At 44.6% G+C, this 19747-nt stretch carries 12 protein-coding genes, 2 tRNA genes and 3 rRNA genes; 12 read left to right on the top strand and 5 right to left on the bottom strand.

The window, feature by feature from the left end; translation table 11 throughout:
- Nucleotides 1–112: 112 nt before the first annotated feature.
- The 7 genes from CGB83_RS05445 to rrf all read left to right on the top strand — a co-directional run bounded on the left by CGB83_RS05445 (nt 113) and on the right by rrf (nt 7000).
- Entirely contained in the window at nt 113–490 is a 378-nt protein-coding gene (locus CGB83_RS05445; protein ID WP_100074890.1) for a helix-turn-helix domain-containing protein, read from the top strand.
- Nucleotides 491–655: 165 nt separating this feature from the next.
- Nucleotides 656–1135, top strand: a complete 480-nt coding sequence (locus CGB83_RS05440) for a hypothetical protein (protein ID WP_100074889.1) — start codon at nt 656–658, stop codon at nt 1133–1135.
- A gap of 622 nt (nt 1136–1757) precedes the next feature.
- A 16S ribosomal RNA gene (locus CGB83_RS05435) occupies nt 1758–3274 on the top strand.
- A 216-nt stretch (nt 3275–3490) separates the two neighbouring features.
- A tRNA-Ile gene (locus CGB83_RS05430) sits at nt 3491–3564 on the top strand.
- 103 nt (nt 3565–3667) lie between these two features.
- Nucleotides 3668–3741 (top strand) — tRNA-Ala (locus CGB83_RS05425).
- Between the two features lie 206 nt (nt 3742–3947).
- A 23S ribosomal RNA gene (locus tag CGB83_RS05420) occupies nt 3948–6703 on the top strand.
- 188 nt (nt 6704–6891) lie between these two features.
- Nucleotides 6892–7000, top strand: a 5S ribosomal RNA gene (gene rrf / locus CGB83_RS05415).
- Together the 16S, 23S and 5S rRNA genes with 2 tRNA genes alongside form the textbook arrangement of a ribosomal RNA operon.
- Before the next feature lie 516 nt (nt 7001–7516).
- Here rrf and CGB83_RS05410 read toward each other — a convergent pair.
- Nucleotides 7517–7987, bottom strand: coding sequence for an Lrp/AsnC family transcriptional regulator (locus tag CGB83_RS05410; protein WP_100077508.1), 471 nt, complete (start codon nt 7985–7987; stop codon nt 7517–7519).
- A 143-nt stretch (nt 7988–8130) separates the two neighbouring features.
- On the opposite strand from CGB83_RS05410, the gene CGB83_RS05405 reads away from it, so the two are divergent.
- Together CGB83_RS05405 and CGB83_RS05400 are read left to right on the top strand one after the other, a co-directional pair.
- On the top strand, nt 8131–9525 hold the full coding sequence (locus tag CGB83_RS05405) for an MFS transporter (protein ID WP_100074888.1): 1395 nt from the start codon (nt 8131–8133) through the stop codon (nt 9523–9525).
- Nucleotides 9526–9577: 52 nt separating this feature from the next.
- The gene (locus CGB83_RS05400; protein WP_100074887.1) at nt 9578–10324 is read left to right on the top strand and encodes a metallophosphoesterase; all 747 of its coding nucleotides are present in this window, start codon (nt 9578–9580) and stop codon (nt 10322–10324) included.
- 71 nt (nt 10325–10395) lie between these two features.
- On the opposite strand, the gene CGB83_RS05395 is transcribed toward CGB83_RS05400, so the two are convergent.
- From CGB83_RS05395 to CGB83_RS05380, 4 genes are all read right to left on the bottom strand, one after another.
- Nucleotides 10396–12657 (bottom strand): glycoside hydrolase family 3 C-terminal domain-containing protein, encoded by a 2262-nt coding sequence (locus CGB83_RS05395; protein ID WP_100077507.1) that lies wholly within the window; start codon nt 12655–12657, stop codon nt 10396–10398.
- Between the two features lie 166 nt (nt 12658–12823).
- On the bottom strand, nt 12824–13633 hold the full coding sequence (gene metQ, locus CGB83_RS05390; protein WP_100074886.1) for a methionine ABC transporter substrate-binding lipoprotein MetQ: 810 nt from the start codon (nt 13631–13633) through the stop codon (nt 12824–12826).
- Nucleotides 13634–13780: 147 nt separating this feature from the next.
- Nucleotides 13781–14437 (bottom strand): methionine ABC transporter permease MetI, encoded by a 657-nt coding sequence (gene metI, locus CGB83_RS05385; protein ID WP_100074885.1) that lies wholly within the window; start codon nt 14435–14437, stop codon nt 13781–13783.
- On the bottom strand, nt 14430–15458 hold the full coding sequence (locus tag CGB83_RS05380) for a methionine ABC transporter ATP-binding protein (protein WP_100074884.1): 1029 nt from the start codon (nt 15456–15458) through the stop codon (nt 14430–14432). Before CGB83_RS05380 ends, metI begins: the two co-directional genes overlap by 8 nt.
- A 477-nt stretch (nt 15459–15935) precedes the next feature.
- On the opposite strand from CGB83_RS05380, the gene CGB83_RS05375 reads away from it, so the two are divergent.
- From CGB83_RS05375 to CGB83_RS05365, 3 genes are all read left to right on the top strand, one after another.
- Nucleotides 15936–16232, top strand: a complete 297-nt coding sequence (locus CGB83_RS05375; RefSeq protein ID WP_100074883.1) for a GNAT family N-acetyltransferase — start codon at nt 15936–15938, stop codon at nt 16230–16232.
- 43 nt (nt 16233–16275) lie between these two features.
- A complete protein-coding gene (locus CGB83_RS05370; RefSeq protein ID WP_335621873.1) occupies nt 16276–17304 on the top strand; it encodes a pirin family protein in 1029 nt (342 codons plus the stop codon).
- A gap of 128 nt (nt 17305–17432) precedes the next feature.
- The gene (locus tag CGB83_RS05365) at nt 17433–19553 is read left to right on the top strand and encodes a type IA DNA topoisomerase (RefSeq protein WP_100074882.1); all 2121 of its coding nucleotides are present in this window, start codon (nt 17433–17435) and stop codon (nt 19551–19553) included.
- The last annotated feature ends 194 nt before the right edge of the window (nt 19554–19747 follow it).

Genomic DNA, 19747 nt, shown 5'->3' with positions numbered 1-19747 from the left:
GAAAGTTCAGGATTGATCGGGGCTGCGGTGATTATATATTCAAATCTCCTTCCGGTTTCCCCAAACCCATCAAAATTCTCTATATTTGTACGAAAACACAGCAACAACAGTTATGGAAAAGCTAAGAAATCTAAGAAAACAGAGGGGATATACCCAGGATTATATGTCCAAGATCATTGCTACGGATGCTTCCAATTACAGCCGGAAGGAGAGCGGTGACGTGAGAATTTTTGATGATGAGTGGGAAAAGCTGGCCAAAGCACTGGATGTGCCGGTAGAGGAGATTAAGGAAGAAAGAAAAACAGGTAATGTTCAAAACAATGACAATAATGGTAGTACCTTTAATGATCATTCCGGAAATTTTCAATCTACCAATTATACCTATTGTAATATCCCGGATTTTATTTTAGATAATCAACAGGATTACATTAAACTCCTGAAAGAGCAGGTAGAATCCCTGAAAGAGGAACTGCAACAATACAAAAAATAAGCGGGCTGCTGAAACGGTCATCGCGCAACCTTATATCATACTGCTTCTCTGAGGCAGTATTTTTTTTGCCGATGTGGTAGGTTTTTCCTTGTTCAACAATCCATTGACAGCCTGCAAGCCGAAAAGCAGCAGCTTGAGCATGACCGTAAAAGGGTAGTGGAGGATATGAATGAGCGCATCAGCCGCAATGAAAGCCGTCACCGTGAGAATGAAAAAAGTATCCGGGATTCTAAGGAGCAAGTGCGGACAGTGACGACTGAATATAATAAATACGCAGGGAAAATCGATGAACTGATCAGCGCGCTGAAGACGGAAGGCAAAATTGAAACGGTGAAAAAGCGGCACCAGGATCAGCAGAAGGCATTTGCGGAAACGATTACCAAAAATAAAGACATCCCGTTTCTGGATTCTCTATCATCATCACCTTTTAAAAGCAGGGGAGGCCCTGTATCCCATCTTCATCCTATGGGTGCCTGGGCAACGGATGGACCCCGTGACAAGTCTTACAGAAAGAAAGAATCATCTGTTGACAGGTTTAAAATTGCAACAATGGTATTGCTGCTGCTGTTAATAGGTTCCTATATCATATACTTTTTCTGCCTTGATGGTGCATCAAAAATAAGCATTCCAGGCTTAACTGACTGATATGATTATCTATATCGCAATCATGTTTATTCCGACACTGACGGATGCCTATTTTAAAGACTTATCTGATCCTGATTTAAGAGCGAAATTTTTTAACCTATAGTTCAGCCCGTTAACCGGTAAATATGACATTATTGTGAACTTTATGTTAAATAAATTTGGAAGTTGGGGTGTAGAGTTTCTATCTTTGCCCCACTGAAAACGAGAGTATATCAGTAAGCGCAGAAGGGCTTTTAGATAAGCGGTATAATTTTAAGAGAGTTACTTTAGAGATACGATGAAATCGGATTGATTGCTGAAAAACTTTTTGAAAAAAAAGTTGTGGGAGTTAAAAAGTTTTGTATCTTTGCAATCCCAAACAACGGGAGCGCAGGAGTAGATGACCTAAGGGTTTAGAGAGGGTTAAGGTTAAGAAAAAAAAACTTTAAAATTTCTTTCAGAAACATTTGGTCAAATCAAAATAAAGTTTTACTTTTGCACTCGCAAATACGAAGCGAAACACTGACAGAGAGAAAGTAGTTTTGTAGGAAGCGAAAGAAAAAAGATCATTGACATACAATATAACAACCAAGTAAGGAAAAACTAAAGCGTTAAAAAACTTTGAGTGAGCCAAGACAAACATACAATGGAGAGTTTGATCCTGGCTCAGGATGAACGCTAGCGGGAGGCCTAACACATGCAAGCTGAGCGGTAGAGATCTTTCGGGATCTTGAGAGCGGCGTACGGGTGCGGAACACGTGTGCAACCTGCCTTTATCAGGGGGATAGCCTTTCGAAAGGAAGATTAATACTCCATAATATATTAAATGGCATCATTTGATATTGAAAACTCCGGTGGATAGAGATGGGCACGCGCAAGATTAGATAGTTGGTGAGGTAACGGCTCACCAAGTCGATGATCTTTAGGGGGCCTGAGAGGGTGATCCCCCACACTGGTACTGAGACACGGACCAGACTCCTACGGGAGGCAGCAGTGAGGAATATTGGACAATGGGTTAGCGCCTGATCCAGCCATCCCGCGTGAAGGACGACGGCCCTATGGGTTGTAAACTTCTTTTGTACAGGGATAAACCTATTTACGTGTAAATAGCTGAAGGTACTGTACGAATAAGCACCGGCTAACTCCGTGCCAGCAGCCGCGGTAATACGGAGGGTGCAAGCGTTATCCGGATTTATTGGGTTTAAAGGGTCCGTAGGCGGATGTGTAAGTCAGTGGTGAAATCTCACAGCTTAACTGTGAAACTGCCATTGATACTGCATGTCTTGAGTAAGGTAGAAGTGGCTGGAATAAGTAGTGTAGCGGTGAAATGCATAGATATTACTTAGAACACCAATTGCGAAGGCAGGTCACTATGTCTTAACTGACGCTGATGGACGAAAGCGTGGGGAGCGAACAGGATTAGATACCCTGGTAGTCCACGCCGTAAACGATGCTAACTCGTTTTTGGGTTTTCGGATTCAGAGACTAAGCGAAAGTGATAAGTTAGCCACCTGGGGAGTACGTTCGCAAGAATGAAACTCAAAGGAATTGACGGGGGCCCGCACAAGCGGTGGATTATGTGGTTTAATTCGATGATACGCGAGGAACCTTACCAAGGCTTAAATGGGAATTGATCGGTTTAGAAATAGACCTTCCTTCGGGCAATTTTCAAGGTGCTGCATGGTTGTCGTCAGCTCGTGCCGTGAGGTGTTAGGTTAAGTCCTGCAACGAGCGCAACCCCTGTTACTAGTTGCTACCATTAAGTTGAGGACTCTAGTAAGACTGCCTACGCAAGTAGAGAGGAAGGTGGGGATGACGTCAAATCATCACGGCCCTTACGCCTTGGGCCACACACGTAATACAATGGCAGGTACAGAGGGCAGCTACACAGCGATGTGATGCGAATCTCGAAAGCCTGTCTCAGTTCGGATTGGAGTCTGCAACTCGACTCTATGAAGCTGGAATCGCTAGTAATCGCGCATCAGCCATGGCGCGGTGAATACGTTCCCGGGCCTTGTACACACCGCCCGTCAAGCCATGGAAGTCTGGGGTACCTGAAGTCGGTGACCGTAAAAGGAGCTGCCTAGGGTAAAACAGGTAACTAGGGCTAAGTCGTAACAAGGTAGCCGTACCGGAAGGTGCGGCTGGAACATCTCATTTTAGAGCGTCTTATAGACGATAAACAAAATTAGTATCGCAAGATACGTTGGACTTACTTAAAGTAAAGCTTTAGTTTTTTTATTGGTTGATTTATATTAAAAATACAAACCCACTAGAAATTAGTAAAAGGGAGGAAGAGATTTTAGATTATAAATGATAGATTTTAGATTTGAAAATTAATTTAAAATTCAAAATTTAAAATTTAAAATTACATGAAGTCTCGTAGCTCAGCTGGTTAGAGCGCTACACTGATAATGTAGAGGTCGGCAGTTCGAGCCTGCCCGAGACTACTAATTGAAGGGATTAAGATATTGAGAAATTAAGGAATTAAGAAATTAGCGCGAGCAGATCTCTTAATCTCAAAATCTCTAAATTTTTTAATCTTAACTAGAGGGGGAATTAGCTCAGCTGGCTAGAGCGCCTGCCTTGCACGCAGGAGGTCAAGGGTTCGACTCCCTTATTCTCCACATATTGTACGGAGTACTACGGTACAGAAGTATGATGTATGAGGGTAATAAAAGGATATGTGTATTCTACATAATGACGGAGCCGTCATTAATACATATTACTTGGTTACTTAAGTACAAGCAAATAAGATCATTGACATTAACGGTAAAGACATCACAAAGAGAAAACCGAGCACTTATAAGTGCTTGAGTAACCTAAAAATAGGAAAGAAATCGTTAAGGGCGTATGGCGGATGCCTAGGCTTTCAGAGGCGAAGAAGGACGTGGTAAGCTGCGAAAAGCTCGGGGGATTGGCACACACGAATTGATCCCGAGATGTCCGAATGGGGCAACCCGGCATGTTGAAGACATGTCACTCTAATTTATTAGAGAGCAAACCCGGAGAACTGAAACATCTAAGTACCCGGAGGAAAAGAAATCGAAGAGATTCCGTAAGTAGTGGCGAGCGAAAGCGGATTAGCCCAAAAGTCTTTATATATTTAGAAGAACGTACTGGAAAGTGCGGCCATAGACGGTGATAGCCCGGTAATCGAAAGGTATATATAGATGATAAATGAGTATGGCGGGACACGTGAAATCCTGTCTGAATATGGGGGGACCATCCTCCAAGGCTAAATACTCCTGAAAGACCGATAGTGAACAAGTACTGTGAAGGAAAGGTGAAAAGCACTTCGAATAGAAGGGTGAAATAGAACCTGAAACCGTACGCCTACAAGCGGTCGGAGCACTGATATGGTGTGACGGCGTGCCTTTTGCATAATGAGCCTACGAGTTAATTTTACTAGCGAGGTTAAGGACTTAAGGTCCGGAGCCGGAGCGAAAGCGAGTCTGAATAGGGCGCATAGTTAGTAGGATTAGACGCGAAACCTTGTGATCTACCCATGGGCAGGTTGAAGCTCTGGTAACACAGAGTGGAGGACCGAACCGGTTGACGTTGAAAAGTCTTCGGATGACCTGTGGGTAGGGGTGAAAGGCCAATCAAACTGGGAGATAGCTCGTACTCTCCGAAATGCATTTAGGTGCAGCGTCGATATATAGTTTATTAGAGGTAGAGCTACTGATTGGATGCGGGGGTTTCATCGCCTACCAATTCCTGACAAACTCCGAATGCTAATAAATGATGGTCGGCAGTGAGGGCATGGGTGCTAAGGTCCATGTCCGAAAGGGAAAGAACCCAGACCAACAGCTAAGGTCCCTAAATATATGCTAAGTTGAAACAACGCGGTTGGACTGCATTGACAGCTAGGATGTTGGCTTGGAAGCAGCCATTCATTTAAAGAGTGCGTAACAGCTCACTAGTCGAGCGGTCCGGCATGGATAATAATCGGGCATAAGCATATTACCGAAGCTATGGGATTAATTAAATTAATCGGTAGGAGAGCATTCTATCGGCGTAGAAGCTGAGTCGTGAGGCTTGGTGGAGCTTATAGAAAAGAAAATGTAGGCATAAGTAACGATAAAGGGGGCGAGAAACCCCCTCACCGAAAGACTAAGGTTTCCTCAGCCATGCTAATCAGCTGAGGGTTAGTCGGGACCTAACGCGAACCCGAAAGGGGTAGTGGATGGACAATGGGTTAATATTCCCATACTTGCTCACACTAAAAAGGGGACGGTTCAATGTAGCTACTGGAGACTGACGGAATAGTCAAGGCCTAGCCTTCGGGCGAAGCTGCTGTAGTGAACTTGGATCCAAGAAAAGCCGAAGTGAAGCAACCCGTACCAAAACCGACACAGGTGGTCGAGGAGAGAATCCTAAGGTGCTCGAGTGAGTCGTGGCTAAGGAACTAGGCAAAATAGTCTCGTAACTTCGGAAGAAGAGACGCCAGCAGCAATGCTGGCCGCAGTGAAGAGGCCCAGGCGACTGTTTATCAAAAACACAGGACTCTGCTAAATCGAAAGATGCTGTATAGGGTCTGACACCTGCCCGGTGCTGGAAGGTTAAGGAAGGGCGTTAGCGTAAGCGAAGCGTTTGACTGAAGCCCCAGTAAACGGCGGCCGTAACTATAACGGTCCTAAGGTAGCGAAATTCCTTGTCGGGTAAGTTCCGACCTGCACGAATGGTGTAACGATCTGGGCACTGTCTCAGCCACGAGCTCGGTGAAATTGTAGTATCGGTGAAGATGCCGATTACCCGCAATGGGACGAAAAGACCCTGTGAACCTTTACTATAACTTCGTATTGACTTTGAGTAAGTAATGTGTAGGATAGGTGGGAGGCTTTGAAGCTGGCACGCTAGTGTCGGTGGAGCCAACGTTGAAATACCACCCTTTACTTACTTGGAGCCTAACTTCTTTTAGAAGGACATTGCGTGGTGGGTAGTTTGACTGGGGTGGTCGCCTCCAAAAGAGTAACGGAGGCTTTCAAAGGTACCCTCAGCACGCTTGGTAACCGTGCGTAGAGTGTAATGGCATAAGGGTGCTTGACTGTGAGACCTACAAGTCGATCAGGTGCGAAAGCAGGACATAGTGATCCGGTGGTTCCGTATGGAAGGGCCATCGCTCATAGGATAAAAGGTACTCCGGGGATAACAGGCTAGTCTCCCCCAAGAGCTCACATCGACGGGGAGGTTCGGCACCTCGATGTCGGCTCGTCACATCCTGGGGCTGGAGAAGGTCCCAAGGGTTGGGCTGTTCGCCCATTAAAGTGGCACGCGAGCTGGGTTCAGAACGTCGTGAGACAGTTCGGTCTCTATCTATTGCGGGCGTTAGATGTTTGAGAGGGCTTGATTCTAGTACGAGAGGACCGAATTGAACAAACCTCTGGTGTATCAGTTGTACCGCCAGGTGCACCGCTGAGTAGCTACGTTTGGAAGAGATAAACACTGAAAGCATATAAGTGTGAAACTCGCCTCAAGATGAGACATCTTTTAAGGGTCGTGGGAGATGACCACGTTGATAGGCTACAGGTGTAAAGTTGGTAACAGCATAGCCGAGTAGTACTAATTACCCGTAGATTTATAGCCTATAAGGTTGCAGTAAGCTTAAAGCAGTATGCTGTAAGCCAAGCCTTATAAGTGCGCTACTGGTTTTGCCTTTGTGATGAAATTTACCGATAAAATATGTAACATGTACCCTTGTAAAAAGTATTAATGAAAATCATGAATACGTTTTACATCAATACAACAGTACATTCTACATTATATACCTTATTTAGGGTGGTTTTAGCGGTGGGGCTCACCTGTTCCCATTCCGAACACAGAAGTTAAGCCCACCAGCGCCGATGGTACTGCGACAAGCGGGAGAGTAGGTCGCCGCCAGTTTTTTTATAAACCTCATACAGCAATGTGTGAGGTTTTTTTATGCCCTGAAGTCAGAGAAGAGACAAGAATCAAGAACCAAGAGTCAAGAACCAGGAATCAAGAGGCAAGATGTCAGACATCAGACACCAGATATCAGATATCAGATATTAGATATCGGATCAAACACAAAACAATAAAGTACCAATTGATAGACCAATAGAGGATAGACGGATAGAAGATAGATAACAGAGGCAGTAATCAAGAATCAAGAATCAAGACAGAAATGCTAAATCAAAGAGATTAGAGATTACATTTTATGTTTTTACATGATAGATCAGAATGCCAACAAGCAAAGGCCAAAGCATCAGGCGTTACTCAGGTCAGACATTATGCTACTATCAATTGATTATCATCACATATTCCAGATAATACAAACAACACTGAACTCATAACTTATAACTCTACAACCCTAAACTCCTAAAACGCTAAGACTCTCAAACGCTACAGCCCTCAAACTCTACAGCCTTAAAAAAACTCTCACAAAATCCTCCCACTCTCCTTGATGCTGTTCATCACAAAAATACTTTTTGTCTGGCCGATGCCTTCAATTTCAGAGAGTTTATTGACGAAAAATTCGTGGAATTCATCCATATTCGGAGCAAGGATTTTGAGCATGAAATCAAAATCGCCGCTGATATTGTAGAATTCTACTACCTCTTTAAATTGAGTGACTTCCTCAATAAAGCGGGTTGCTGTTTTTTTATTGTGTGCATTCAGTGCAATCATACAGATTACCATCATGCCCTTACCGACCTTTTTACGGTCTACGACGGTAGTATATTCCTTAATAATTCCCAACCGTTCCAAACGTTTGATGCGTTCATGGGTAGGTGTTGCACTCAGGTTGATCCGTGCCGCAATATCCCGGACACTCAGTTTGGCATCTTTTTGCAGCAACCTGAGGATAGAAAGGTCTTTGTTATCCGGATTGTAATGTTCTGTTGACATCTGTTCTGTTTTTATGATTGAATAAATACGTGAAAGTACGAATGTTCTTTTATGATTTCCTAATACTACCTTATGTTCCAAATGTAAGCTATTATTTTCATACCTGTACTGTAAAAACTAATTTTGCAGGGAATTTATATGGTATGGAAACAAAGAAAAACCTGATTTTAATATTGGCATCGGTAGGAACATTTGTAGAGGCATTAGACATTGCCATTATCAATCTGACGATCCCTTCGATCCAGGAGCAGTTCAATATTGGTGCAGAAACCGTACAGTGGCTGCAGACCTTATACGTTTTATTTTTCGGAGGATTTTTGATTATCGGAGGTAAGCTTTCCGATCAGATCGGAAGGAAAAAAATATTTCTGATCGGTTCCGCAATCTTTATGCTGACGTCTTTAGGAGCGGGGTTATCAGCGGATTTCAGGACCCTGGCGATTTTCCGTGCACTGCAGGGATTAGGAGCCGCATTCATTATGCCTTCTGCCTTATCCATTGTTACCCATGCCTTTACGGAAATGCAGGAAAGAAACCGTGCTGTAGGAATCTTCAGTTCATTTGCAGCCATAGGATCAGGAAGCGGCCTTTCATTGGGAGGGATTATCAGTACTTACCTGAGCTGGCATTGGGTATTTCTGATCAATGTTCCTGTTCTGCTGATCACCATTATTTTCGCATTCAGATACCTTCCTTCGGATGATAAAGGGGAACAACCGGCCAAAACGGATGTCCTTTCCGGGATATTGCTTGTGGCAGGTTTATTAAGCCTTACCTATGGCACGCACGAGTTCATCCATATTACCGAGCAGCCGTTGCCGGTCGGCGGATCTTTGCTTGCTTCCATATTGCTGTTATCTGCTGTGGTTTTCCGCCTAAGGCATTCTGCGCAGCCCCTTATTGATCTCAAGATCTTAAAACACAGGTCCCTGAATGTTTCTAACATTGCTTTTTTCGCTCTGGGAGCGTTTTTTATAGGTTTCCTGTTCCTGATATCCCTGATGCTTCAAAAGGATATGGGATATACAGCAGCGGCTTCAGGTTTATTGCTGGTGCCGTTCAGTATCATGTCTGCTTTGTTGGCTAAATTCGTGCTGCCTTTGGTTTCCAAAAGACTGAATTCAGGACAGATGGGGCTTATGGGATGGAGCTTTATGCTTACAGGATCAGTATTACTGATTTTATCAGTCCATTTTAATTACCCTTTAACCATTGTCCTTATGGGTGCTGCCTGTATTTCAGGCATCGGGATGACCTTTTGTTTTACTGCCTTGTCCGTACTCGGGATCCGTGATGTAGAACCTACGCATTATGGCGTGGCTTCGGGAATGGGCTCTACCAGCTATTTCCTGGGTGCCGGTTTAGGACTGTCATTGATGTCTCTCCTCAATCAGATTTTTCCCTCTGACCATGCTGTGGGGGACCTGAATTTCATCATCCTTATGTTGTATGCTATAAGTATCATCATCCTTCTGACTTATTTTGCTTTCAGGCATTCAAAATCAGGAAAACCTGCTGTTGCGGTAATCCTGGACTGATTCTATAATGTTGTTCTATTGTATTCAGCGTGATTCTTTATACTTTAGCAGCATGAAAATACAGGTCATCAGTGATTTGCACCAGGAATTCGGGCAGACGGATCTTTCCTTCGATTCGGCAGATGCCGTAATCCTCGCAGGAGATATCAATATCGGGATCAAGGGGATTGAGTGGATCAAGAATAAGATTCCGGATCGCCCTGTGATCTATGTGCTGGGAAACCATGAGTATTATAAAGGATCTTATTCTAAAACACTCAACAGGATCAAAGAGGCTGCCTTTGGATCCAATGTCCATGTGCTGGAAAATAATACGGTGGATATCGACGGAATCCGATTTCACGGGGCAACTTTATGGACGGATTTTTCCATTTTCGGGAATCCCGTTCAGTACGGGATGCTTTGCCAGTCGCAAATGAACGATTATAAAATGATCCGTCGTGATCCTTCCTATTCAAAAATGAGGACACTGGATACATTTAAAATTCACCAGATGTCAAAAATCTGGCTGGAAGAAAGCCTGGAAAAGGCTTCAGGATTAACCAGCATAGTGGTGACCCATCATGCACCGTCTATCCATTCGGTACCGGAAAAATACCTTCAGGATCCGGTTACGGCTGCTTATGCTTCCAACCTTGAAGAACTTATCCTGAAATACAGCCCTGCATATTGGATCCACGGTCATATCCATACACCTTGCAAGTACACCATAGGCAAAACTGAAGTAATCTGCAATCCACACGGCTACATCAGCGAACCTGATAACGGTTTTGACGGGGAACTCATTATAGAAATCTGAATCCGGTTTCCTAAGGTATGAATAAAAAAAGAGCCTTCAGCAGGCTCTTTCGTAGAATAGATGATATAGGTTTATTGCAAAGTAAACTTCACTTTTGTTTTGATGGCATCGGAAGAATTTCCGATCTGGGCTTCAAAATCTCCCGGTTCTGCCACCCAGTCATGTTTCCCGGCATCAAAATAGCTCAACGCTGTTTTGTCAATGGTAAAGCTTACTTCTTTGGATTCTCCGGGATTCAGGTAAACTTTCTCAAAGCCTTTCAGTTCTTTGGCCGGTCTCGGAACCGAAGATTTAAGATCGCTGATATACAGCTGGGCTACTTCAGCACCTGCCTTTGTACCGGTATTTTTCACGGTTACCGTGAAGGTAATGGTATCATCCTGACCGATTTTCGTTTTATCAGCCTTGGCTTTTCCGAATTCAAAGGTCGTATAGCTCAGTCCATGCCCGAAGCTGAACAGAGGTTTGATTTTTTTGGTATCATGCCATCTGTACCCTACGAAAATACCTTCGTTGTACGTGATGTTGATCGGGTGCTGCTGATCTTTTCCTTTTCCCGCAGCCAGTTCCTCTTTATTGCCCGGATATTCACCCAGCTGGTGGGCAGCATTATCCTCCAGCTTTACCGGGAATGTGAACGGCAGTTTCCCGGAAGGATTGGCATCCCCTGCGAGAACAGCGGCCAGGGCATTTCCTGCTTCAGAGCCTAAATACCATCCCTGAACAACAGCAGGAACTTCCTTGATCCACGGCATGGCTACGGCATTCCCGGTCACCATGACCACTGCAAAGTTTTTATTGGCTTTAGCCAGTGCAGCGATCAGCTGGTCCTGATTGTACGGAAGCCCGTAACTTTTCCGGTCATTGCCTTCACTGTCCTGGAAGTCACTTTTATTCAGTCCGCCAACGAAAATAACAAAGTCAGATTTTTTAGCCAGCTCTACGGCTTCATTCATCAGCTCGGATGCAGAACGGCTGTCTTTCAGGTCCTGTCCGGATTTTACCCCATTGTATTCCCCGCCTACATCACCAACATATCCTCTTGCATACTGTACATCTGACTGTTTACCGAAACGGTTTTTGATCCCTTCCAGCGGAAGCGTTTCATATTTTACTTTAAGGGAAGATGAACCTCCGCCCACGGTCATGATCTTAATGGCATTTTCACCGATTACGGCTATTTTCTTGGTCTTGTTAAGATCAATCGGCAGGATATTTCCCTGATTTTTCAGCAGGACGATCCCTTCTTCACCGATTTCCTTGGCTATGGCCTTGTGCTCTTCGGAAGCGATATTCCCGAAGGGCTTGTTCTTATTCATTGTCGTTTTATACGCCAAACGGAGAAGTCGCGTGACTTTGTCATCGAGCTCCTTGGTGCCTACCTTACCGGATTTAATCAGCTGAAGATAAGGGTCAGCAAGATAATAATTGTCGTAGGCATTGGATTTCCCGGCGGAAAGCCCGTTGGTCCAGCTTCCGAATTCAAGGTCGAGGCCGTTGTGGATCGCCTGTTCCGTATTATTGACGGCTCCCCAGTCGGAAACCACAACCCCTTTGTATTTCCATTCCCCTTTCAGGATATCGTTCAGAAGGTATTTGTTCTGGCTGGCGTATTGGTTTTTATACATGTCATAAGCGCCCATGATCGTCCATGAGTCACCTTCTGTTACGGCCGCCTTAAAAGGCGGAAGGTAAATTTCGTACAGGGCACGGTCGTCTACATTTACGTTGCTGGTGTGACGGAACATTTCCTGATTGTTCAGGGCAAAATGTTTCACGGAAGTGGCCACACCATTAGACTGAACGCCCTGGATGTACGGAACTACCATTTTAGACGTCAGGTACGGGTCTTCGCCCATATATTCAAAATTCCTTCCGTTCAGCGGCGTACGGTAAATATTCACACCTGGGCCGAGGATGATATCTTTCTTTCTGTAGCGTGCTTCCTCACCCAATGCTTTTCCGTAGTTCCAGGACATTTTTTTATTCCAGGTGGCGGATAAAGCCGTCAGGGCAGGATAAGCGATGATGGAGTCATTGGTCCAGCCTGCCTGGTTCCATTCATCCCACAATACTTCAGGACGTACCCCATGCGGGCCGTCTGTAGTCCAGAATTCAGGAATTCCCAATCTCGGAACACCTGCGGAGCTGAATTTCGATTGTGCGTGGATCATAGCGATTTTTTCTTCCAGCGTCATCCGCGACAGGGCATCCTGAATGCGCTGTTCAACGGGCTTGGAATCATCCAGATAGACCGGCAGGGCAGTATTTTGAGCCATGGAAGAAGCAGAAAATAGAGTGATTAAACTTATGACAACAGTTTTCTTAAACATAAAAACCTTATTTTTATTGATGAACAGCAAAAATAAGGAAATTTTTATTATCTCAAATTGAGAAAATGTAATTCGGGCAAATCTGCCTCAATTTTAACATTCAACCTCATCAATCATCAATCATCATTTATTACCCATTACTCATCACCCATTACCCATCAACATCCTACCATCCCTTCACCGCGCCTCCTTTAAAAACCTCCTGGGCTTTCCTGTCCACTTCATCCGATTGGTATGCCTTGATGAATTTTCTTACATTTTCAGCATTTTTATTATCCTGGCGGGTCACAATGGTGTTCACATAGGGAGAATTTTTATCTTCTTTCAGGATGCCGTAGCGGTTGATATCCAGTCCAGCCTGGGCAGCGAAATTATTGTTGATAACGGCTACTACGACTTTCTGGTCGTCCAGTACCCTTGGCAGCTGTGGTGCTTCAATTTCTATGATATCCAGCTGTTTGGGATTATCTGCAATATCAGTTACTTTCGGGAGCAGGCCGGTCCCTTTTTTCAGTTTCAGCAGTCCGTTGCTCTGGAGCAGCAGCAAAGACCTTCCGCCATTGGTCGGGTCATTGGGGATGGCAATGGTGCTGCCGTCCCGGAGCTGGCTGATATTGCGGATTTTTTTAGAATAGGCAACTATAGGGTAGACGAAGGTGTTGCCCACAACAGCAAGATGGTAGCCCCTCTGCTTCGACTGTTCATTAAGATATGGGACATGCTGAAAAGCATTGGCATCAATATCCGAATTGTTCAGCGCTTCATTCGGTACAACATAATCGTTGAAAGAGATCAGCTCCACATCGAGATTGTACTTTTCTTTGGCTACCTTTTTAGCCGTTTCGGCAATTTCCTGTTCCGGGCCGAACGTAATACCGACCCTGATAAAATTAAGATCTTCATTTTTAGGGGAACGACAGGAAGTAATTCCGGTCAGTATGGCCATGACAGCCGTTACAATCATTATTTTTTTCATTGTTAATTTTTATCTATCTGTAAACCGTAAGCAAGACTGAACTCAACGAAATCCATTACAGTCATCTTAAACGACATTCTTAAAGAAGGCGGCATCCTAAAACTCTCTCACTCTTACTCTCTGACACTAAAACTCTCCCACACAAATTCACCGATGGTCAACCCTTTTCGCCAGCCGGTCACCGGAAAGCTGGATGATGAATACTAAGGCAACCAGCAGGACAAGCACCACATTCATGATCAAGGCGTCATAGCCGATATAACCGTACTGATAACCAATCTGTCCCAGTCCGCCGGCTCCCACGGCACCGCCCATGGCGGAATAGCCCACCAGGGTAATCAGCGTAATGGTCGCATTGTTGATCAGGGAAGGCAAAGCTTCCGGAAGCAGTACTTTCCGGATGATCTGGAAAGGAGTGGCGCCTATGGCCCTGGCCGTTTCAATCAATCCGTGAGGGATCTCAAGAAGGCTGTTTTCCACCAGTCGGGCGATAAATGGCGCGGCACCGATGCTCAGCGGCACCAGGGCTGCATTCATCCCTATGGAAGTCCCTACCAATATCCTGGTAAAAGGGATCATCCAGACAATCAGGATAATGAATGGGATAGACCGGAAGATATTCACCATTACCGATAAAATCCTGTTATAGGCAACATGTTCCAGCAGCTGCCCTTTCCTGGTCAGGAAGAGAGAAATCCCTACCGGCAGCCCGATGGCAAAACCTAAAAACCCGGAAACAAAAGTCATGTAAACCGTTTGCCATATCCCTTTAAGCAACAGGGAAACTACTGTCTCACTAAGCATATCCTCGTACTGTATTTTGAATTTTATTCCGGTTGAAATAATAGATGGCCTTTTCGTTTTCCTCTTCCTTGCCCTGAAGCTGGAGAAGCAGCTTTCCTACATTGGCATCTCCGAAATACTCCACATCTGCTTTGAGTAGCTTATAGGGAATATGGTAATCATGGTAGATCACTGAAAGCAGTTCTTCTACGCTGATCTTTTCGTTGAGTTCTATTTCTACCAGGGGGTACAAACCCTCCCGGGGCTCTTTTTGTAATATTTTACTGAATTCCTGTGGAATAGTCATGATATCTGAATTAATGAATTGTCTGATTACCGGATGGTTCCGGTCTGTAATAATTTCGCTTAAAGTACCTTTTGCAATCAGTTTCCCCTGGTCAATCACCGCAACATGGTTACAGATGGATTTGATCACTTCCATTTCATGGGTAATGAGCAGGATCGTAATGCCGAGACGCTGATTGATATCTTTCAGGAGCTGGAGGATGGATTGTGTGGTCGCCGGATCCAGTGCACTGGTCGCTTCGTCACAGAGCAGGAGATAAGGATCATTGGCCAGGGCCCTGGCAATGGCCACCCTTTGTTTTTGCCCTCCGGAAAGGCTTTTCGGGTACTCATTCGCCTTATCTTCCAGTCCTACGATCTTCAGGAGCCCGCTGACTTTTTCACGGATATCTGAAGCGCTGGCCTGGTCCAGTTCCAGAGGCAGTGCAACATTGTCAAAGACTGTTCGGGACGACAAAAGGTTGAAATGCTGAAAGATCATCCCGATCTTTTTGCGTTCCCTGGCCAATCGGCCGGGCTTCAGTTGCGTGAAATCCGTACCGTTGATCATCACCTGCCCGCTGTCAGGTCTTTCCAGGAGATTGACCGTACGGATCAGTGTGCTTTTCCCGGCTCCTGAAAATCCGATGATCCCGACAATATCACCTTTGCTGACGCTCAGGCTGACATCATCCAGTGCCTTGAACGACTGCTTTTTCCGGTGGAAGGTTTTTGAAATATTTTTAATCTCTATCATGGAATGTTAATCATATAGTTTCAATAAAAAAGGCTTTACTGTGGAGTAAAGCCTTTAGAAATAGGTCATCATAAAGTAAGGTCAACTCCGAAAATTCCTATACAAAGGCATACAGCAATACACCATCATATGATTGATGGTCATCTTCTTCATTGAATTGTATCTGAACTGTGATCCTGCTTTCATATCCTTACCTGATTACGGGGGCAAAGATAGGACATATATTTTTATTAGTCCATAGATTAAGTAGACTTTTTGAATAAATTTTTGAGATGGGTTTTTAAGTGCTTGATAATCATGATTTAATTCCTGTTTTTTTTAGATAGGGAAATAAAAAGAAGATGCCACACCATCACATCAGAAATTTTAGCCGAAATTACCATAGGTCATGAGCCAGCCGTTCTGAAGTCCTTAATTTTATCTAAAATCTAAAATCTAAAATCTAAAATCTAAAATCTAAAATCTAAAATCTAAAATATGGAAAGAACAGAAGTAGTCCTAGCAAACGTAAAAGGGGAAATCCAGCTTTTTTCTGATGATCAGAAAGCCGGTAAAATGGATATTTCCGTCATCGGCGAAAAGCTGACGGTATATCATACTGAAGTCAGTGAAGAGTATGAAGGCAGGGGCTTTGCCAAAATACTGCTGGAGAAACTGGTTTCCTATGCCAGGGAGAATAACCTGAAGATTGTTCCGTTGTGCCCGTATGTTCATGCCCAGTTCAAGCGCCATCCGGAGGAATACAATGACGTGTGGTTAAAAGAAAAATTATAATGGCTTATCGATAAGTCAGTATTACATTTAAATCGAACGTACAATGAAACAACTGAAATTCTTAATAATCGGAAAAGACCAGGTGATCCTGGACACCTTAAAAAGGATCATTGAAAAGAATGAAGGCTGGAAAGCAATTCTCGTCAATGATGAGAATCTGGCCTATGATGCGGTCAGGTCACACCGACCTGATATCGTTTTGCTGAGCTCCGGATTGCAGGATACATTTGAACGGGATATCAAAACTTTCTGCCATGAACCTGATCAGAATATAAAAGTGATCGAACATTACGGTGGCGGAAGTGGGCTTTTGCTGAGCGAAGTGGAGGCCTGTTTTTCAGAACCTCAAAAACCAGGAAACCATATCATGCATAAGGCAGACTCCAGGGAAAAGACAGCACTTGACTGGCTTTCCGGAGGGAAAACCTTCAGCTTCGGCGATTTTTATGATCCGGAACGCATCCATTTCGGTGCTTTAAGAGTATTGAACGACGATATTATAAAATCCGGAAAAGGTTTCGGTACCCATCCGCATGACAATATGGAAATCATCAGTATAGCGCTGGAAGGCACCCTGATCCATGAAGACAACCTGGGAAACAAAACGGAAATTCAGCCCGGCGATATCCAGGTCATGAGCGCAGGAACAGGCGTCATGCACAGTGAATTCAGCAAGGATGAAGGCGGTTTCGGGAAGTTCCTCCAGATCTGGGTGTATCCGAAACAAAGAAACGTTACCCCGAGGTATGACCAGATCACCCTTGATCCTGCGAAAAGCCACAACAGCTTCCAGCAGATCCTTTCTCCCGATCCTGAAGATGCCGGGGTGTGGATCCATCAGGATGCATGGTTCCACCTGGGCCATTTTGATGATGCTTTCGAAACCCGGTATCAGATCATGAAAAAGGGAAATGGTGTGTATGCTTTCATTATTGAAGGAAGTGCAGAAATCGATGGCCAGAAGCTTGAAAGAAGGGATGGCTTCGGAATATATGGCATGGATGAAATACACATTAAGGCAACATCAGGCAATACAGAAATCCTTCTGATGGAAGTGCCGATGGTGTGGTAACGGGATCAGGTTGATCATGGATTCATCACTCTGGCTTTTTGTTGAATTACCGGGATTATTGCTGACTGCTTTTTTTAAGTCAAAAAAAATCCCGATTTTTGTCTTCTTCAAAAAATCCAGACCCGTTCATGAAACTTTGTATTGCCGAAAAACCGAGTGTTGCCAGAGATATTGCCAAAGTCCTGGGCGCTACCATGCCCAAACAAGGCTATATGGAAGGAAACGGCTACTGTGTAACCTGGACGTTCGGGCACCTCTGCACCCTTAAGGAGCCGCATGATTACGGTCCGCAATACAAATCCTGGAACCTTTTCCTGCTGCCGATCATTCCCGGTAACTTCGGGATCAAGCTGATTCCGAACAAAGGCGTGGAGAACCAGTTCAAAGTTATTGAAAGGCTGGTCGGCGAATGTGAGGAAGTCATCAACTGCGGGGATGCCGGGCAGGAGGGTGAGCTTATCCAGCGTTGGGTCCTTCAGAAAGCGAAATGCGATAAGCCTGTTAAACGCCTGTGGATTTCTTCCCTGACCGAAGAGGCCATTAAAGAAGGATTTTCCAACCTGAAACCTGCAGAAGAATACAGGAACCTGTACCTGGCCGGTAATGCAAGGGCGATCGGCGACTGGTTATTGGGAATCAATGCAACGCGCCTCTTTACCAAAAAATTCGGCGGCAATAAAGCGGTTTTGTCCATCGGAAGGGTTCAGACCCCTACATTGGCTATGCTCGTGCAGCGACAGAAAGAGATTGATGCATTTACGGTAGAAGAATACTGGGAGCTCAAAACCAGGTACCGTGATGTCATTTTCAACGCAGCCATCGACCGTTTAAAGACGCTGGATCGGGCAGAAAAAGGTCTGGAATACCTGAAGCAGAACCCTTTTGAAATTGTTTCATTTGAAATTAAAGAAGGAAAAGAAAAGAATCCGAGGCTTTTCGACCTCACCGGGCTTCAGGTGGAAGCCAATAAAAAATATGGCTATTCTGCAGAAAATACCCTGAACTACATCCAGAGCCTGTACGAGAAAAAACACGTCACCTATCCGCGTGTAGATACTACCTACCTTTCCGAAAGCCTGTATCCGAAGATCGGAGGGATTTTAAAGAGCATGACCTTCTATCAGGAATGGATCTCGCCGTTGCTGGAACAGCCGATACCGAAATCCAAAGCCGTCTTCGATGATGCCAAAGTAACGGATCACCATGCCATTATCCCGACGGAAATACCGCCTTCACAGAACCTTACCCGCGAAGAAAAGCTCATTTACGACCTGGTGGCCAAGCGTTTCATTGCCGTATTTTATCCGGAATGTAAGATTTCAAACACGCTCGTTGAAGGGAAAGTAGGTACCATTCCGTTCAAGACCAGTGGAAAGCAGATCCTGGAACCGGGATGGAGAGCCGTCTATGCCAAAGAACCCAAAGAAGAACCTGCGGATAAAGAAAAAGAGAAAGAGGAGGAACAGACCATTCCCGAATTCAAGGTAGGGGAGACCGGACCGCATGATCCGATGATCCACCAGGGAAAAACTTCACCGCCGAAACCGTACACCGAGGCCACACTCCTGAGAGCTATGGAAACCGCCGGCCGGCAGGTGGAAGATGAGGAACTGCGTGAAATGCTGAAAAACAACGGGATCGGAAGGCCTTCTACCCGCGCCAACATCATCGAAACCCTGTTCAAGCGCAAGTACATTGAGAAAAGAAGAAAAAACCTGATTGCCACCCAGACCGGGATCCAGCTGATCGATACCATTGAAGATGAACTGCTGAAAAGCCCGGAGCTCACCGGCGAATGGGAATCCAAGCTGCGTAAGATTGAAAGCGGGGGGTATGAAGCCAACCTGTTCAAGGAAGAGCTTATCCAGATGGTCACTGCGCTGACCAAAAAAGTGGTGGATGGAAAAGCGAAAATCATTACCCTTCAGGAAGAACCGGAAGTAAAGGAAAAGAAGAAAAGGGAACCGTCCGTAAAAAAAGAACTGCCGACCTGGGAGGAAACCAAATGCCCGAAGTGCAAATCGCATCATCTGATCAAAGGGAAAACTGCCGTTGGGTGTTCAGATTTCAAAAACTGCGGTTTCAAAGTAACGTTTGAAATATTCGGCAAAAAATTATCCGATAAACAGCTGATGGACCTTGTCATCAAAGGCAAAACCTCAAAGCTGAAAGGATTTAGTGCCCACCCGGATGCAGTAACAGAAGGAATCCTGTCTATAGATGAAAATTTCACCGTAAGCCTCGCTTAATGTTTTTCGTCAATTGTTCAGGAACAGTTGACACACTCTCCTGGCATGTTAATTTTTACCCATTTCTTACGCATTTAAAAATCATAGATTTTTGAAACTCATGTGTTCTTATGTTTTCAAAGCTGTTTTCTTCATGATTCTAATGTGTTAAAAACTTTTGTGACTATTGTGGTTTTATTCTCTCGCAGATCGTA

Origin of the sequence: Chryseobacterium camelliae (genome assembly GCF_002770595.1) — a bacterium.
GTDB lineage: Bacteria > Bacteroidota > Bacteroidia > Flavobacteriales > Weeksellaceae > Chryseobacterium > Chryseobacterium camelliae.
The sequence above is the reverse complement of the archived record's forward strand: the minus strand, read 5'-3'. Positions and strand labels throughout refer to the sequence as shown.

Bases quoted from the DNA above. Each gene is read 5' to 3' on its own strand.
- metQ (WP_100074886.1), bottom strand. From the start codon at position 13,633: ATGAAAAAAATAATGATTGTAACGGCTGTCATGGCCATACTGACCGGA.
- CGB83_RS05375 (WP_100074883.1), top strand. From the start codon at position 15,936: ATGGAAAGAACAGAAGTAGTCCTAGCAAACGTAAAAGGGGAAATCCAG.
- CGB83_RS05365 (WP_100074882.1), top strand. From the start codon at position 17,433: ATGAAACTTTGTATTGCCGAAAAACCGAGTGTTGCCAGAGATATTGCC.
- metI (WP_100074885.1), bottom strand. From the start codon at position 14,437: ATGCTTAGTGAGACAGTAGTTTCCCTGTTGCTTAAAGGGATATGGCAA.
- CGB83_RS05440 (WP_100074889.1), top strand. From the start codon at position 656: ATGAATGAGCGCATCAGCCGCAATGAAAGCCGTCACCGTGAGAATGAA.
- CGB83_RS05410 (WP_100077508.1), bottom strand. From the start codon at position 7,987: ATGTCAACAGAACATTACAATCCGGATAACAAAGACCTTTCTATCCTC.
- CGB83_RS05405 (WP_100074888.1), top strand. From the start codon at position 8,131: ATGGAAACAAAGAAAAACCTGATTTTAATATTGGCATCGGTAGGAACA.
- CGB83_RS05400 (WP_100074887.1), top strand. From the start codon at position 9,578: ATGAAAATACAGGTCATCAGTGATTTGCACCAGGAATTCGGGCAGACG.
- CGB83_RS05380 (WP_100074884.1), bottom strand. From the start codon at position 15,458: ATGATAGAGATTAAAAATATTTCAAAAACCTTCCACCGGAAAAAGCAG.
- CGB83_RS05445 (WP_100074890.1), top strand. From the start codon at position 113: ATGGAAAAGCTAAGAAATCTAAGAAAACAGAGGGGATATACCCAGGAT.
- CGB83_RS05395 (WP_100077507.1), bottom strand. From the start codon at position 12,657: ATGTTTAAGAAAACTGTTGTCATAAGTTTAATCACTCTATTTTCTGCT.
- CGB83_RS05370 (WP_335621873.1), top strand. From the start codon at position 16,276: ATGAAACAACTGAAATTCTTAATAATCGGAAAAGACCAGGTGATCCTG.